The sequence below is a fragment of the Rhizobium sp. WSM409 genome, from assembly GCF_057653825.1.
Map to the genome: position 1 here is coordinate 619,402 of NZ_JBYGKP010000002.1, position 15,815 is coordinate 635,216.

13 protein-coding genes and 4 pseudogenes are annotated in these 15,815 nt (G+C 59.1%); 9 read left to right on the forward strand and 8 right to left on the reverse strand.

Annotation, left to right across the window (positions count from 1 at the left end; all coding sequences use genetic code 11):
* Positions 1-258: 258 nt before the first annotated feature.
* Both AC25BC_RS26470 and AC25BC_RS26475 read right to left on the reverse strand, forming a co-directional pair.
* On the reverse strand, positions 259-963 hold the full coding sequence (locus AC25BC_RS26470) for a GntR family transcriptional regulator (RefSeq protein WP_003563085.1): 705 nt from the start codon (positions 961-963) through the stop codon (positions 259-261).
* A 1,002-nt stretch (positions 964-1,965) separates the two neighbouring features.
* Positions 1,966-2,540, reverse strand: a pseudogene (locus AC25BC_RS26475) (IS30 family transposase); the annotation flags it as partial.
* Positions 2,541-2,545: 5 nt separating this feature from the next.
* Here AC25BC_RS26475 and AC25BC_RS26480 point away from each other — a divergent pair.
* Positions 2,546-3,071 (forward strand): annotated as a pseudogene (locus AC25BC_RS26480) (SDR family oxidoreductase); the annotation flags it as partial.
* A gap of 43 nt (positions 3,072-3,114) precedes the next feature.
* Here AC25BC_RS26480 and AC25BC_RS26485 read toward each other — a convergent pair.
* Positions 3,115-3,374, reverse strand: a pseudogene (locus tag AC25BC_RS26485) (SOS response-associated peptidase); the annotation flags it as partial.
* Positions 3,375-3,575: 201 nt separating this feature from the next.
* Between AC25BC_RS26485 and AC25BC_RS26490 the strand changes: the two are divergent.
* From AC25BC_RS26490 to AC25BC_RS26505, 4 genes are all read left to right on the forward strand, one after another.
* Positions 3,576-3,884 (forward strand): type II toxin-antitoxin system TacA family antitoxin, encoded by a 309-nt coding sequence (locus tag AC25BC_RS26490; RefSeq protein WP_128439755.1) that lies wholly within the window; start codon positions 3,576-3,578, stop codon positions 3,882-3,884.
* Positions 3,884-4,426, forward strand: coding sequence for a hypothetical protein (locus tag AC25BC_RS26495; protein ID WP_003563075.1), 543 nt, complete (start codon positions 3,884-3,886; stop codon positions 4,424-4,426). Before AC25BC_RS26490 ends, AC25BC_RS26495 begins: the two co-directional genes overlap by 1 nt.
* 338 nt (positions 4,427-4,764) lie before the next feature.
* Entirely contained in the window at positions 4,765-5,073 is a 309-nt protein-coding gene (locus tag AC25BC_RS26500) for a type II toxin-antitoxin system RelB/DinJ family antitoxin (RefSeq protein WP_128439875.1), read from the forward strand.
* Entirely contained in the window at positions 5,070-5,363 is a 294-nt protein-coding gene (locus AC25BC_RS26505; RefSeq protein WP_128439754.1) for a type II toxin-antitoxin system RelE/ParE family toxin, read from the forward strand. Before AC25BC_RS26500 ends, AC25BC_RS26505 begins: the two co-directional genes overlap by 4 nt.
* 192 nt (positions 5,364-5,555) lie before the next feature.
* Here AC25BC_RS26505 and AC25BC_RS26510 read toward each other — a convergent pair whose 3' ends face one another.
* Entirely contained in the window at positions 5,556-5,816 is a 261-nt protein-coding gene (locus tag AC25BC_RS26510; RefSeq protein WP_128439753.1) for a helix-turn-helix domain-containing protein, read from the reverse strand.
* A 118-nt stretch (positions 5,817-5,934) separates the two neighbouring features.
* On the opposite strand from AC25BC_RS26510, the gene AC25BC_RS26515 reads away from it, so the two are divergent.
* The gene (locus AC25BC_RS26515) at positions 5,935-6,825 is read left to right on the forward strand and encodes a LysR family transcriptional regulator (RefSeq protein ID WP_128439752.1); all 891 of its coding nucleotides are present in this window, start codon (positions 5,935-5,937) and stop codon (positions 6,823-6,825) included.
* Between the two features lie 269 nt (positions 6,826-7,094).
* A complete protein-coding gene (locus AC25BC_RS26520; protein WP_128439751.1) occupies positions 7,095-8,015 on the forward strand; it encodes an ArdC family protein in 921 nt (306 codons plus the stop codon).
* Between the two features lie 63 nt (positions 8,016-8,078).
* On the opposite strand, the gene AC25BC_RS26525 is transcribed toward AC25BC_RS26520, so the two are convergent.
* The 3 genes from AC25BC_RS26525 to AC25BC_RS26535 all read right to left on the reverse strand — a co-directional run bounded on the left by AC25BC_RS26525 (position 8,079) and on the right by AC25BC_RS26535 (position 10,423).
* Positions 8,079-8,324, reverse strand: a complete 246-nt coding sequence (locus AC25BC_RS26525; RefSeq protein WP_128439750.1) for a WGR domain-containing protein — start codon at positions 8,322-8,324, stop codon at positions 8,079-8,081.
* A gap of 96 nt (positions 8,325-8,420) precedes the next feature.
* Positions 8,421-10,118 carry a type IV secretory system conjugative DNA transfer family protein gene (locus tag AC25BC_RS26530; RefSeq protein ID WP_128439874.1) on the reverse strand — a complete coding sequence of 566 codons (1,698 nt, stop codon included), beginning with the start codon at positions 10,116-10,118 and terminating at the stop codon, positions 8,421-8,423.
* Positions 10,118-10,423, reverse strand: a complete 306-nt coding sequence (locus tag AC25BC_RS26535; protein ID WP_487778566.1) for a mobilization protein — start codon at positions 10,421-10,423, stop codon at positions 10,118-10,120. The genes AC25BC_RS26530 and AC25BC_RS26535 overlap by 1 nt, the downstream gene beginning before the upstream one ends.
* Before the next feature lie 278 nt (positions 10,424-10,701).
* Here AC25BC_RS26535 and traA point away from each other — a divergent pair, with 278 nt between their 5' ends.
* A complete protein-coding gene (gene traA, locus AC25BC_RS26540) occupies positions 10,702-13,998 on the forward strand; it encodes a Ti-type conjugative transfer relaxase TraA (protein WP_487778567.1) in 3,297 nt (1,098 codons plus the stop codon).
* Between the two features lie 264 nt (positions 13,999-14,262).
* Positions 14,263-14,598, forward strand: a pseudogene (locus AC25BC_RS26545) (methyl-accepting chemotaxis protein); the annotation flags it as partial.
* Positions 14,599-14,768: 170 nt separating this feature from the next.
* On the opposite strand, the gene AC25BC_RS26550 reads toward AC25BC_RS26545, so the two are convergent.
* Positions 14,769-15,620, reverse strand: coding sequence for a sugar phosphate isomerase/epimerase family protein (locus AC25BC_RS26550; RefSeq protein WP_128439664.1), 852 nt, complete (start codon positions 15,618-15,620; stop codon positions 14,769-14,771).
* Positions 15,621-15,815: the final 195 nt, after the last annotated feature.

Sequence of the window (15,815 nt, forward strand, 5' to 3'; positions counted from 1 at the left end):
ATCGAACGGGAGTAAGATTGGGGACCACAGGGGCAGTGAAGGTCCGCCAAGATGTCTCGAACCGTCGCAGGATCTGACCGCTTTACTCTTCTGGCAGCATTGCAGCAGTGAGGTTTTCTCCCCGCTCCTCCGGCTTGCCGGAGTACGATCACCCAAAAACGCCTCAACTGCGAGATCGTCTTTACGAGGGGCTTTCGAAACCACAGAGCGGCGTCGATTGAATTCTCGGCTTGGGGCTTCGGTATGCGATCACAAGACTCACGCGGGGCGAGAAAATCCTGTTAGTCCACGTTCGTTCACCTCTTGTACGATCCTTGAGACGGCACCCTGTTCTAGATCAAGGTGGTTCATCAACGCGGACTGCGCCCGGTCCGTTGCCATGCCTAGTTCAGACATTGCGGCACTTAGTCTTCCGAGACTTTTGACAAACGCGGGCCGAAGATCGGACGCGGTTATTTCCATTCGTAGAGGGTGAGTACAAAAACAGAATCGGTGGACGATTTTGCAGGCCTCACAATTGGCCGCTTCCTCGGCGATTTTAGAGAAGATCGCTTCTGCCCTTAAGGCGAGTTCGTCAGGGGACAATTTGTCCGACACGCTCCAGCTCTCTGGTACCTGCGGCCGCATTCGATTTAAGGCCGAAATGAGGGTCTCGCGTCCAACAACGTAAAAATCCAACAGTGTATTTTCTGACATCGGTCTCGTGAAAAAACCTCTTTGAGGGATGTATTGGATCTTTCCTTCCGCTGCTAGCCGTTGAAGTGCTTCGCGAACTGGGGTTCGACCAATATCGAGCTTAGACGCCAGATCCTGTTCCCTGAGATGTTGCTCCGGCACACGACCGTAACTGTGGAGCAATCGTCGAATAGCATCGTAGGCAATATCGGCCTTTGCAGGTTCTGGTTCAATGTCAAAATTTGAATCGACCCCGCGACGTGGGGGCTCGTTCTTGCAACACCGCATTTGATAGTTTTCCTCTGTCGATGTCCTTTAAGGACCCTACAGGAGCTTATTCGTTCATATCGGGCGTCGTTCCGAATTCAAGGCTGAACTATTTGGCCCCTATGCCGGCACGAATTTTGGCTCGAGCGAAAATGGGCGGCCTGTATTACAGCCCCAGTTGGCTTTCATCGTATTCTCTGGCCGCTGAGTATGCCACGGGCAAGAGGTCGCGGTCACGTTCTCCAACGAGAAGGCCGTCCTTCATCTCTGGCCGATCGATTTGGCTTTGTCGGTGTGCATGTTGTCACGTCGGTTCATCTAAGCCTCCCTTCGCTGACCGGGGTAGGCCCCCGCGCCGCGTGTTGACCAGATCTAGACGGCGGCTAGCCACAGATCAATATATGAGGATAATATATTTTTTGATATTCTGGATTGCCGCACTAGCGTCTGATTTTGTATTTTAGCTGCCGCCGAATTACTTAGTAAGATTGAAATTTTTTATGTATTAGTCAGACGGCGGTAAATGTTTAGCAACAAGATTCGGCAGTTGGCGGTTCGTAAAGCCTTAATGGTCATGTTCCCTTATCAACCGCCCAAGCAGTCGGATGGGTTCTCCGTCTTGCTAGACAATCCCAACATTTTAGGTGGATCGATTAGTTCCTCACCTAGGAACGCATGGCCACGCAAGTGAATTCCTTGTAGAAAATCAATGGACATGGATAACACAATAGAAGTGAATTATCGCTGTGTCGGGGTAGGGGATCGAGAACTTACGAGCATGTGGATAACGAAGACTTTTAGCCCGCGCCCTAAGTCACACAGATTTAAGAGCCTGTAGATTGAGTTGGTGCGCTAGATCGACAAGCTGACGCTGCTGATGCTTTGATAGGACGGTGTCGCAAAATAGGCAGCGACGTGTCCGTGATGCCAAATCCAATTTGAGCCATGACATACAGCTTCGACGAGCGCGACTTTCTGCCGTTGTGAGTTAATGGCGGACCGTGACTTGCGGGTTTTGAGAGGCTAACCGGTGCGCCTGATTTGGGCGAGAAGTTTCTGGCGAAAGACTTCTGCCGGCGTTTTGTAGCCGAGGCATTTGCGTTGCGTTCAGGCGGTTGCAGATCTCGGTGAGATCGCGGTCGCCGAGAGACAGTGGATCGACCTCTCTCGAAAGCCATTTCCTGGCCCGGTCTATTGGTGTTCTCGACAGTGCCCTTCTGCCACGGGGATTGCGGATCGCAAAACCATGTCTGCGCTCCGATGCTGGCCTGCAGGTAAGGCCAGTCGGTGAACTCCGTGCCACGATCGAAGGTGATCGAGCGACGGGCGAGGTGGGGCAGGGATTGTAGCACCTGGATCAGGCCGTCCATCACCGGCCTCGATTGCCGGTCATTGTTGCGCAGGAAAATGGCAAAGCGACTGACCCGCTCGACCAGTGACGTCACGTTGGCCTTGCCGAACTTCTTGCGAAACTGGATGAGATCGCACTCCCAGTGCCCGAACTGTTTTCGCTCGGCGACGGCGTCTGGCCGGTAGAGAATGTTGACATCCGGGGTGAACCGCTTGCCATGGCGGCGTCTGGCGTGCCGCGGCCGGCGAATATCTAGTCGATACAGCCGTACGCGAGTTCAGTCGCTTGGACGTCATGCTGAACAACGCCGGCCTCATGCCGCTGTCACCATTGGAACGTCTCCGCATCAATGAGTGGGACCGCATGATCGATGTGAATATCAAGGGCGTGCTATATGGCATCGCTGCAGCTCTGCCGCATATGAAGACGCAGTCGGGCCATATCATCAACGTCTCCTCCGTCTACGGTCACGTCGTGGATCCGGGCGCGGCCGTCTACTGTGCCACGAAATTCGCGGTGCGGGCGCTGTCGGAGGGTCTGCGCAAAGAGGTGAAGCCTTACAACATCCGGACAACCATCATTTCGCCCGGAACCACTCAAGACTGAGCTTCACGACCATATCAGCGAGCAGGACATCCATGACGAGACCAGGGCCTTCGTCGCGCAAATTGCTGTTCCGGCAGCCACATTCGCCAGAACTGTTGCTTTTGCAGTCAACGAGCCGGACGACGTCGATATTAACGAAATCCTGTTCCGGCCCACAGCGCAGCCGGTCTGAAAAAACATCAGGACGAGCAGGGGGCACGTCTCAAGGCGGATCGTTCTTCCAGATCGAATGGCTTGCCTTGGCCGCAAGTTTCTCGGCCTTGGCTTTGGCCGCCTTCTCAAGCGCGAAACGCGGCGATGGCAGTCCCCAGCGCGCATGGACCAGTTGCTTCTTTCCGTCGGCGGTGTTGCGGAAGATCGGCGCCATCTGATCGGGGTTCATCTGGTAGGCCGGCATCAGGTTGATCAGACTTTCGGCGTCCTGGGGCCATTTTAGGACCCAGTCCTTGAATTCCATGCGATAAAGATTGCACATTGCAGGCCATCCCCTCCGCTGAACTCGAATGGTGGACAATCGAACGCACGGCGCTGATTTCGCTAGTCGAGCGCAGGAACTGTTGCGCGACGTCACTGAACGTACGCACACGCGACGTACAAAGATTCGTATATCAACTTGACGGGTACGTCATTTTGACGTACACATAACCACACAGTTACACCCGAAGAGGAGGCGACTATGCTTGCTTTCAAAGACATGACTGCCGAAATCAATGAACCAAACGACGCACGTATGGGCTTCCGTACGAAGGCGCGTATCAAGACGGCAATTCAACGCGCTGCTGCGCTGGCCGGTGTAGACGACTCCGCTTTCACGATCAACGCTGCTTATCAAGCCGCCATGACGACGATCGCCGTCCATGAACGGACCTTTTTGCAGCCAGCCGATCATGCTGCGTTTTTTGCTGCACTGGACAACCCGCCGGAGCCGACAGATAGACTTAAGGCTGCTTTCAAGCGTCACAGCGAGACTGTCGTTTCAAAATAATGCCGCAAAACGAAGCGCCAAAGCTAATCATCGAGCCGCTCGATCCCCTAAAACATGATCGGGCGGCTTTTTCGTGCGGCATTGAGCAGGTCGACAATTTCTTTCAGAAGACCGCAAACAAGCTTCAGAAGAGCGACAATGTTCGTGTTTTCGTGATGACGCAGGACGCAGGCCCGGTGATGGGCTTCTACGCCATCAACAGCCACGCTGTTGATTATACGGAGCTTCCGAAAAGGTTCGCCCGCGACCGGCCCGGACATGGGTCAATTCCCGCGGCCTACATCTCAATGATCGGTCGCGACTTGAAATTCGCTGGCAGCGGATACGGCGGTGACCTGCTGATCGACTGCTTGACGCGCATAGCGCGTATCTCGGATGACATAGGTACGGCAATCGTCATGCTCGATGTCCTGGATTGCGGTGATGCAGAGCGGACCGAGAGACGAGTAAAGCTTTACAAGGAATACGGCTTCCAGCCTCTGCCAACAAATGCGATGCGGATGTTCATCCCAATCGCGACGATCAAAAAGATGTTCGACTAAACCCTGCCGCTCATGGAGTTCTCGGCGGGCCCGTCGTAAGGATTTCGTCATGAGTTTAGAAGGTGAGGTCTCCTCGACCAGGGGTGCAGCGAGACCGACCGCAGCCAAGCTAGGATCGCGAAGTCCGGGCGTGCAAGAACCTCATCTTCGAAGACCCGTTCACCGGTAGGTTGAATGCGGTCATGTCCCACGTCTCTCAACGAGTTCCATAAATCGACGATATGCCGCACGAGGAAAATCGTGCGTCGATGATCTGAATAGGGGCCTTCGCGACCCTGAAACTCGCTATGGATTTTGTCATTCAAATGCATTACCTTGCGTCTAACTTGGAGATAGCCATGGCTGCAAACGCACTTGTCCAAACACGTATCGATGCCGAAGTTCGGGATCGTGCTTCCGCCGTCCTTGAGAACATGGGCCTGACGGTCTCGGACGCGGTCCGCATCCTGCTCACGCGGACGGCTAATGAGGGTGCGCTGCCACTTGAACTTTTTTCGGGAAGCGAGGCTCACGACGATTGGTTTCGTACGAAGGTGCTCGAAGCACTAAACGACACTCGGCCGGACGTGTCTGATGATGAAGTCGAGGCGCACTTCGCGGAGCGCCGGGCGACAGCGCGCGTCAAAGCGGGTGCCGCCAAGTCGTGAAGCTAACATGGTCTGCGTTCGCGCTGTCGGATCGCGACGCCATATTCACCTATATTGAGGCAGACAATCCTTCAGCCGCTATCATGATCGACGAACGGATCATGGCCGCCACGCGCCGCTTGGTCGATTTTCCAGCAAGCGGTCGCGTTGGAAGAATTACTGGGACACGCGAACTGGTGATCAACGGAACGCCATATATCGCTGCATATGCCGTTACCGAAACAGCAGTTCGTGTCCTGCGCGTCCTTCATGGTGCGCAGGAATGGCCAGAGACCTTGCCCAGCAGCTAAGTTTCCGGGCTACGCGCCAGGCTACGTCTGAGACAATTGCCGGCTTCACCCCAAACTACAGTGCGGCCAACGAGACCACACTGGGTCCGAGCCGTGTAACCGTAGTCGCTAAGTCGTGCTGAAAAATCAAGGCTTAATGCTCGGAAAGCGACGAGTCGGCGGTTCGAGTTGGTTCAAGGCGGCCATATGTGCTCAGGCCCGGGAACGTCGCCCGCTCTTAAGTGGCTTAATTGAAATGCCATCGGGCAGCGGCGCCAAAAGCTCCGAAACATCGCAGGCCAATGCCGTCGCGAGCTTCTCGAGAGTTGTGACGGTCGGATTTTTTCCGCCGCGCTCCAGATGGCCGGCGTACGAGCGCTCTATGTTTGCCGCGAGCGCGAGATCGTCCTGCGAGATTCCCTTCGAAACCCGCAAACGTCTCAAATTCAGTGCTACTCGCTGCCGTGCGTCCATCGCCGGAAACACAACATTTGACAAATTATGAAACCACGTATTATAGAACTATGAAAGGAATCTAGGTCGGAATAATGCTGGGGCATCCGACTTTGCGCCTGATAATCGGATGGCCCTCATGGAATTACGCCAGCTCTCCTACTTCGTCGCCGTGGCCGAGGAACTGCATTTCGGTCGGGCGGCCGCCAAGGTGCGCATCGCCCAGCCTGCGTTGTCCAACCACGTGCAGGCGCTTGAACGGGAGCTCGGCTGCGCGCTGTTCATCCGCTCGACCAGACGGGTGGAATTGACCAGGGCAGGGGAGATCTTCCACGAGCGCTGCGTCGGGATCCTCAGCGAGGTCGATCTGAGTGCCGAGATCACCAGGGCGGTGGCCGGCAAGACGATCCGGCAGATCAGGATCGGCACCGTCTATCCGGCGACCACCGGCGTGCTGCCGGCGTTCCTTTCAAAGATCGCCCGCAAGTACCCGGATATCCGCATTCATATCTCAAGCGGCAATACCGGCGACATCATCCGCGGCCTGGAGAACGGCCAGATCAATCTCGGCTTCATCCGGCCGGTGGAAAACATCGGCTCCTTGCGCTTCTCCTCGATCGCCCATGAACGTTATCTGCTGGCGGTGGCCAGGACCAACCCACTGGCGGAGCAGGCCGAGATTGGCATCGACGATCTGCGCGGGGAGAAGATCATCGCCTTCAATCGCAAGAACCTCTCCTACACCGAGCGGTACTTCAACGAGAAGTTCGAGGAATACGATCTGACCCGCAACATCGCCTATAGCTGCGACGACACCTATTCGCTGGTGTCGTTGGTCTCGGCCGGCCTTGGCATCGGCTTTGCGCCGGAATGGACCGAGGGCCTGCCGAACCGGGCCTTCGAGCTGAAAGCGGTGAGGGGCATCGACTTCCGGATCGGGCTTGGGGTTGCCTGGAGCAAGGACGACCCAACCGCCTCGCGCGACGACATCGTCGATATCGCCCGCTCGCTGGCACGGCCGGCCAGGTAAACGATCTGCGCTTCGGTCAGCTGTGACGTGAGCGGCGTGACGCCGTCTCGCGGATTTGCTACGTCCGCCTGCGTCAAAACCTCCCACCTAGACTTCGGCCATCGCGTCCTGCCCCGGCTTTGGGTCCTGCCAGGCTCGCGTCGCCGGCAACGGCTTTGCCGTCCTCCACTGCGTTGCGGCCCCGCGGGGTGCAGGCAGCGCTTGCAGCCCGGCTTTCGGACCGCCGTAGCAGGTCGCGATGGCCGCGACCTCGAAACGGAGGTTTAGACATGAGCAGGCAGCAATCCAACCAACGAACCGATATCCACAGCCGCATCACCAACACGATCATCGCCGATCTCGAAGGCGGCGTGCGGCCATGGACCAAACCCTGGACGACGGGACATGCGGCAAGTGAGGTCGGCCGGCCACTGCGCCACAACGGCCAGCCCTATTCCGGGATCAACGTCCTGCTGCTGTGGTCCGAAGCTATCGCCCGTGGCTTTGCCTCATCACGCTGGATGACGTTTCGCCAGGCCATCGAACTCGGTGGCGCGGTGCGCAAGGGCGAAACCGGCACGACCGTGGTCTTTGCCAGTTCGTTCATCCGCACCGAGGCGACAGACACGGGCAGCGAGATCGAACAGGATGTTCCATTCCTCAAGGCCTACACGGTGTTCAACACCGATCAGATCGCCGGTCTTAACGGCCGCTTTGACGACATCGCACCTCACCAGGATCCGATGAGCCGCATCGGCGATGCCGGCCGCTTCTTTGCCAATACCGGCGCACTGATCCGCCACGGAGGATCGGCTGCCTATTATGCCGCTCAGCGTGATTACATCCAGATGCCATGCCTGGATGCCTTCAGGGACGATGCCGCCTATGTCGCCGTCCTCAGCCACGAGATCACGCACTGGACCGCCGCACCGCGACGCCTTGATCGCGATCTCAGCCGCTACGCGAAAGACCGGAGCGAACGCGCCCGCGAAGAGCTGATTGCCGAACTCGGCAGCGCGTTTCTCTGCGCCGATCTCGGCATCGTTCCCGAGCTCGAACCACGCCCCGACCACGCCAGCTATCTCGATGGCTGGCTCAAGGTTCTCGACCACGACAAGCGCGCCATCTTCTCGGCGGCAGCACATGCGCAGCGCGCCGTCGACTATCTGCATTCCTTGCAGCCGGAGCTCGATGAGGAGGAGGCGGCGTGAGCCGTCTCTTCCTTCACTCAACTGTCTCTTCCTTCGCTCAGGCATGAGAGACGCGGATGCCGATCACCGCAGGACCCGATAGCCTCTCGACCGCTTCCTGCGCAAAAGGCTGAGCAGGAGATCGACGGCTTTTGCCTCGCTGTCGAAGACATGGATCTTCTGCTGCCCGCGACTGCCGATGCGTCCCCAGCTGCGCACCAGCGAGGTCTCGCCGAAGAGGTTCGGCTCGATCGACAGCGCATAAAAGCGGGCCATGTTCTTCGATGGATCGATGCGTTCGATGTAGAGACGATAGGGCTGAACTGTCATGCGGGCAGAATTGCAAAGAACGGTTCACTGCGTCCAACGACATTTGTGAATTGATGAGGCCCAATCGATTTATCGGAGTGATGTGAACCGCCTGGTTCATCTCTCCTGCCTTACTCTGTCCTGCTTGCCAAACAATCCGGCAAATTCCGGATCGGCATAATAGCGCAACTTGGTCGCAACGATCGGCCGCTGGCCGGCGATGAAGAGCAGCTCGGTCCCGGCATGCAGGTTGCGCACTTCGTCGGGCGTCAGCAGCGGGCGGCCGACATGCTGCTCGGCAAAGGAGAGGCCGGTCTTTTCCGAATCGAGTGCACGTGCCGCGGTGTTGAACACCACGGTCTCCTGGCCAAGCAGATCGGAGACCAGACGGGCGCTGTCGTGATCGTTGACGCCGAACACCTGCAGCACGCCGGCGTTGGACAGAAACGTGCCGGCACGCTGGCGATAGGTGGCGCGCAGCTGATGAATGTCCTGGACGATCGGCCAGAGCTGCACACCGTAACCGGCCATCAATCCCATGGCCCGTTCGATCGGCGCCAGATGACCAAGGGCGGCGAACTCGTCGAGCAGATAGAGAACCGGTGGCGCAGATGGTTGCGGCGAGGGTGGCGTTCGTGCCATCTCGGTCAGGCTCTGGGCCACCAGCAAACGCAGCCAACGCGAATAGGCCGCAAGCCTGTCTGGCGGCAAGACCAGAAACACGGTCGCCTTGTTTGCCTTGAGGTCACCGAACCGAAAATCCGATCGTGACAGCACCCCGGTCATGCGCGGACTGTCGAGGAAATGCGTGTGTCGCTGCGCAGCCGACAATACGCCGCTGGCTTCGCGATCCGACTTGCCGAGATGGCGATTGGCGGCCCGCGCGATCAGTCCGTTCACCGCGTCGCTTCTCTGCATCTCGCCCAGCACGACACGGAAGGCTTCCGGTGCCAACGTCAGCAAATGCCTGAGCGTGGTCAGCGTGCGCCTGTCGCCTGGCTGGCTGGCGATCACGTGAAGCAGCAATCCAGCGATCAGTGCCTTTGCTTCCTCGTTCCAATGCGCATCACCTGACAAGCCTGGTTCGTCGAACACCAGTGCGTCGGCAAGTGTCGTTGCATCCTCGGCGACATCGACGTTGTTTGGATCAACGCCGTCCATCGGATTGAAGGCTGCCGTTGGTTTGCCGGTGATGCCGAACGGATCGAGGATATGAACCGGCCCGAACTTCTGCCGTGCATCACCGGCGATCTTCGCGTTCTCGCCCTTCGGATCGATGCAGATGATCGAGCGGTCGGCGGTCAAAAGGTTCGGGATGATGGTGCCGACACCCTTGCCGCTGCGCGTCGGCGCCATGGTGAGCAGATGAGCCGGTCCGCTGTAGCGAAGAAGCCGGCCAGAATTGTTCGCACGGCCGATCAGCAAACCGCCTTCCGCCTTTGTCAGCGGCGCGATCTCTCGTGTACCTGCGAACCGAGCCGTGCCGTGCGTGTCGTCCGCCGCCGATCCAAAATGCGTGATCAACGGTACCGACAACAGCCGAATGAGCAGCACGATGGCAAAGGCCATCACCACCCAATCGCCGACATGCCAGATGACGTCACCCCTGTGGCCGCCGAGCATCACGCGTCTGAGGTAGTCGATCCCGAAGTAGACGGTGAACACGACAAGCAAATAGCCAAATGCACCCATGACAAACGACTTGGCATATCGCAGCGGAAAGGTGATGAACGCGACGATCGCCCAGAGCGGATCGCGGGCCGCCATGCGCATCATGTTTGCGAAGGCAATCTTGATCTGGTTGGCATGGATCATCATACTGCACTCCCGCTGCCGACACTGCCGATATTTGCCCGCGGCTTCAGCAGATCGTCGAACAGGTCCCGGTCGCCATCGCGGGTGAGAAACTTTGGCAGTTCCGATCTGAGCCAGGCTGCCAGTCCGCCGCCGATCTGCACATCGCGATCACTCTCCAGCCGATGCAGCACAAGTGCGCCGATCAACACCTTGCGGCGCGTATCGATGGCGCGCTCCTGCTTGCCGAGACGGATCTGCAATGTCTTTCGCTGGGCTTCCAGCTGCGCCAGCCGTTCGCCGATGGTTTTGCGTGCCACTGTCATTGTCTCCCTGTTCCACAATCAGCGATCGGCCGAACGGCATCAGGACAATGACCGCACACGATCGCATGCGCGGATGCTGCGACGATGGGTGGCATGTCGGCTACCCGCAAATCTGCGCGTGGAAGCGACCGGCTGAACGGCTTACGAGGTCATCGGGCGATTGCCGCGTGCTCCCACCAGTGCCCGAAGGCGCGAAGCGACGAAGGCACAAGGGCGCACTTACGAGTTGCTGGGCAACTCAAAGCGCGGGCCGGCAGCCCGCTAACAAAGGGATGGCGATGGCGATCTATCATCTCAGCATGAAGCCGATCGCCCGCAGCGCTGGCCGTAGCGCTGTCGCGTCCGCCGCCTATCGTGCGGCTGAGCGGCTGACCAACGAGCGTGATGGGCTAACCCATGATTTTAGCAACAGGAAAGGTGTCGAGCATGCCGAGATCGTCTTGCCGGTTCGCTCTTCTGCCTATTGGGCGATGAAGCGATCGGCCTTGTGGAATGCCGCCGAGCGTGCCGAGAAGCGAAGTGACGCCCGGATTGCCCGGGAATTCGAAGTCGCCCTGCCACACGAATTGAGTTCCGACCAGCGACTGGCGCTGACGCGGGCCTTTGCCGAAGATCTGGCCAATCGCTATGGCGCTGCCGTCGACTTCGCGATCCATCGGCCGGGTGAGGGAAGCGATATCCGCAACAGCCATGCGCATCTGATGATGACGACGCGTGAGGTGAGGGAAACCGGTCTTGGCGACAAGACGCTGCTCGAGCGGGAAAACAGATGGCTTCTCGCCAATCACCTGCCGCCATCGCAACTGCAGCTGAAGGATCTCAGACAGGCGTGGGAGCATCTGGCCAACACGCACCTTGAGAGGGCCGGCCTCGATATCCGTATCGACAACCGTTCGCATCTGGAAGCCGGGATCACGATCGAGCCGAGCGAACATGTCGGGGTCCATGCCACTGAGATCAATCGGCAGGGTGGGGCAGTCTCGCGCGTCCGCATCTCACCGCAATCGGCCGATCGCAATGCCGAGATCATTCGCCGGCGACCCGAAGAGATATTGAAGCTGATTACCAACGAGAAAAGCGTCTTTAACCGTTATGACATTGCCAGGGCTCTGCATCGCACTATCAATGACGATCCGCAGACCTTCCAGAACGCCTTTGCATCGGTGATGGCGTCAAAAGCCCTCGTCGAGCTGAGGCCCGACAGTTCGAGTGTTCGCGGCCGCGATGGAGAGGCACGCTATTCGACGGTCGAGATGGTGGCGATCGAGGGTGCGATGGCAACAGCCACTGTTGCGATGAAGACGCGCCAAAACCACGGTGTGGCGAAGCGCAATGTCGATGCGGCCATCGCCGATCAGGACAGATCGATCCAGGCGGGAAATCCTTCACCGGGGCAGGGGCTGTCGGCGGAACAGCGCCAGGCGATCGAGCATGTCACGGGTCCCGGTCAGATCGCCGTGGTGATCGGCTTTGCCGGTGCCGGCAAGAGCACGATGCTGGCGGCTGCCCGCCAGGCCTGGGAAGCGCAAGGTTATCGCGTTCATGGCGCGGCGTTGGCCGGCAAGGCCGCGGAAGGCCTGGAGCAATCGTCCGGCATATCGAGCCGCACATTGGCGTCCTGGGAATACAGCTGGCAGGCCGATCGCGGTCGGCTGAATGCTCGTGACGTGTTCGTCATCGACGAGGGCGGCATGGTCGGCAGCCGGCAGCTCGCCCGCTTCGTCGACGAGGTCAAACGGGCCGGCGCCAAGCTCGTCCTGGTCGGCGATCATGAACAGCTTCAGGCGATCGGAGCGGGCGCGCCGTTCCGGGCGATTGCCGAAGCCGTCGGTCACGCGCAACTGTCGGAAGTGCGCCGGCAAAAAGCCGATTGGCAAAAGCAGGCCTCGATCGACTTCGCCTCGCATCGGACTGCCGACGGGCTTGCTGCCTACCAAGCACATGGCAACATCCAGCTGAAAGCAAACCGCGACGACGTGCTGAAGGCGATCATTGCCGATTACGTCGCTGACCGATCGGCCAATCCCAACGACACGCGCATTGCCATGGCCCATCGGCGTGACGACGTCCGTGCCATCAATGCCGGCATTCGTGCTCGGTTGCAGGAGCGCGGTGAGCTGGCAAAGGGTAGCCACCAGCCTGGTGATAAAGGTGAGGAACTCACCTACCAGACCAGCAATGGGAAGCGATCCTTTGCGCGCGGCGACCGCATCGTCTTCCTGGAGAACGATCGTGATCTCGGCGTCAAGAATGGCATGCTGGGCGAGGTGATCGCCGTCCAACCGGACGCAATACAGGTTCGGCTTGACGGCAAGGCGCAGACGCAAGATGGGCAACGCCAGGTGACCGTACCGGTCAATCGTTACCAAGCCTTTGATCACGGCTACGCCACGACGATCCACAAGACGCAAGGCGCTACCGTCGACCGGAGTTTTGTTCTCGCGTCGACGACGATGGACCGGCATCTGACCTACGTGGCGATGACCCGTCATCGCGAGGCGGTACAGCTCTATGCGGGGCTGGATGCGTTCAAGACGGAGCGATCCCTGACAGAGGCACTGAGCCGCTCAGGCGTCAAGGAGACGACGCTCGACTATACCCATGACTTCGCCAATCGGCGCGGCATGGAGGATCGCCGGGGGCAGGGCGAAGGTGAGGTCGCACCTGCGGTAATCACCAAGGAGGCGGAGCGCATCGCGGACACGACGGTTCCCAAGCCAATGCAAGAACCACGGCCGCCGACACCGCTCGCGGCCCGCAGCATCGCCGATGGCGGCTCTTCGCACCAGGACCCCAATGTCGATGAACGTCGCGATGAACGCCGCGTGCTCGTTGCGGCGGTTAAGACCTATGCGATGAGCGTCGAAGCGGTCGGACGGTCAAAGGCGATGCCGGCATTCGAACGAGATTGGGCCGCGGCAAAGCAGCTTGCGCCGCAGGTGTTCAAAGACGCGCCAGCGGCCATGGACGTGTTGCGCGGCCGCATCCTGGATGAGAATGCAGATCCGGTCGCGCTCGCCAGTCAACTCAGCACTTCGCCCGAGACGATCGGTGCGCTCGCCGGCAAAACGGGCCTGTTCGGAGACAACGCTGAACGCAAACACGCGCTTTTGCGGATCGATGCGCTGGCTTCACATGTTCGCCAATCCGCCAACAGCTGGCAGCGTCGCCTTGCGGCTGAATGCGGCTCGGAGCGCTGGAAGCGGGAAAAGCAGGACGTCGTCGAGGTTCTGGGGCCGAGCCGCCGGAGCGAGGCGCTGCTGCGCCAGCTCGACGATCTTCCCTATAGCGACAAGGCCAAGTTCGTCGAGCAATTGGCGGGAACACCGGAGGGTCGTCGAGCGCTTGCCGAGGCGAATGACATCGTCAGCGCGATCGAAACGCGCTTCGGTCGCGCCGATCCCGCAGATCTCGCGGATCAGCTGAAGCGAGTGGGACCGGATCGGGATGGTGACGTCGAGCGTATCCGCCAGGTTGCCCGCCTTGCCGATCGCAGTCATCGCGCGGAGCTCACCCAGCAGATGGAGTTGAAGCGGTCGCTGAAGCGCGGCAAGTCCTTGGGCCTTGGGATGTAGGGCGTTGGCTCAAACCAGGGATTTCGAGGAGGCTCAGGCTACCTCTTAGAGACTCTGGGCTTACATCCTGAGCGTTGGGGTTTGAGCTTCATCGCTCACCTGCCAGAGCGCTTCTGCTGGTCCACACCGCGACGTCCGAGGAATTGGCGGGCGATCCCGAAGCCTATTGCTTGAATTGGCTGCTGGAGGAGGTGTCGACGTCGAGCAACATGGTGGCTGCCCGCGGCAATGCAAGCCTTATAGCCATCAGCTGAGTGACAAGACGCATCGCAGGTCGGCACAGGCGTCCAGCTCGTCGAGGAGACCGGCCAGGCGCTTTCATCCATCATGGAACACTTCACCTCGATCAATGGGCTGGTGCACGTCATCTCGTCTTCGACGACCATGCAATACAAGGGGATCGACGAGGTCAACAATGCCGTTCGTGATGTCGAACACATCACCCAGCACAATGCCGCCATGGTGGAGGAAAACACCGCGGAGATTCATCGGCTCCGGCATCAGGTGGAAGTGTTGAACGAAAGAATCTCCCACTTTCAGACCACCGATATCCGCAAGGCATCGCCCGCCGCCCGCCCGCCGATGTCCCTGGTTTCCTGACGGGATGTCTCCTGAGCGGGCGCCTTCGGAAATCTCTTCGATGTGCAAGGGAATCGGAGCGCTCGATGAGAGCAGGCAGAAGGTGATTGCTCAGGCGTAAGGCGTGGCCTGCCAGTGCAGCGTTCAGCCCGATGGTTCCCTGATCGACCGCGGCGAGAATCGGTTGGTATTCATGCCGCCGCGTGCCATCCATCGCGGATATGGCGGTAGCCTTCGCGATAGACCGCTTCCGGTGTCTCGGAAAAGTCGCGCCAGACCTTTGTCGCGGCGGCGAGTTCCTTGAGCGCCCGACCGAAGGCCTCGATTGTCAGCCACCCATCATAGCCGCTCGCGCGTAGCGCCTGGAACGTCTCCGCCCAGGGGATGTTGCCGCGCCCGGGTACGCCGCGGTCGTTCTCCGAAATGTGGACATGCACGATGCGGTTACTGTTACGCATGAACGCGCTAATGGGATCGGCTTCTTCGATATTGCTGTGGAACGTGTCGTACATGGCGCGGATATGCGGATGTCCGACCGCGTCGATATGGGCCGCAAGATCGTCCATCGTGTTGAACAGGTAGCATTCGAAGCGGTTCAGCGCCTCAAGCCCGATCGTGATGCCATGCTTTGCCGCATGATCGCCGATCGCGCGTTGCGAGGAAACCGAGCGCTTGAGTTCGGCCCCGCTCGGCCCGCTTCCCGAAAATTTGCCGAGCGTCGAATGTAGCGGGCCGCTCAGCATCGTCGCGCCGAGCGCATCGCTGCAGTCGATGGCCCATTTCATGTAGTCGATGCCGCGCCTGCGGGTCGCGCTGTCGGCGGCGATCAGGTTCATCTGCGGATCGCCCATGGCGGAAACGGCGGTCCGTTCCAGGCCGATCCGGTCAAGTATGTCCGCCAGCCGATGGTAGTCGTCGGGTGTGCCCGAAAAGATCGGGATCTCGACACCGTCAAACCCCGTGTCCTTGATATCGCGTAACAGTGCCTCGTGTTTCCGGCCGACACTTGTCGTCCAGAGGAACATGCACATGCCGATCTTCATCTCCCCTCCACTTGGCCTGCGGCCACTCCGAGATGCTTTCAACGTCCTATCACTTTTCCAGATCTGGTCATACCAAATCTTCGAATCTGGTCAAGCCAGTTTATTACGCGCTTGGGGTGCCGGATTTGTACGTAAGCGAGAAATTCGAGATTAAATACCGACCGGCTAAAGAAATATCGACCTTCTGGCTCCGTC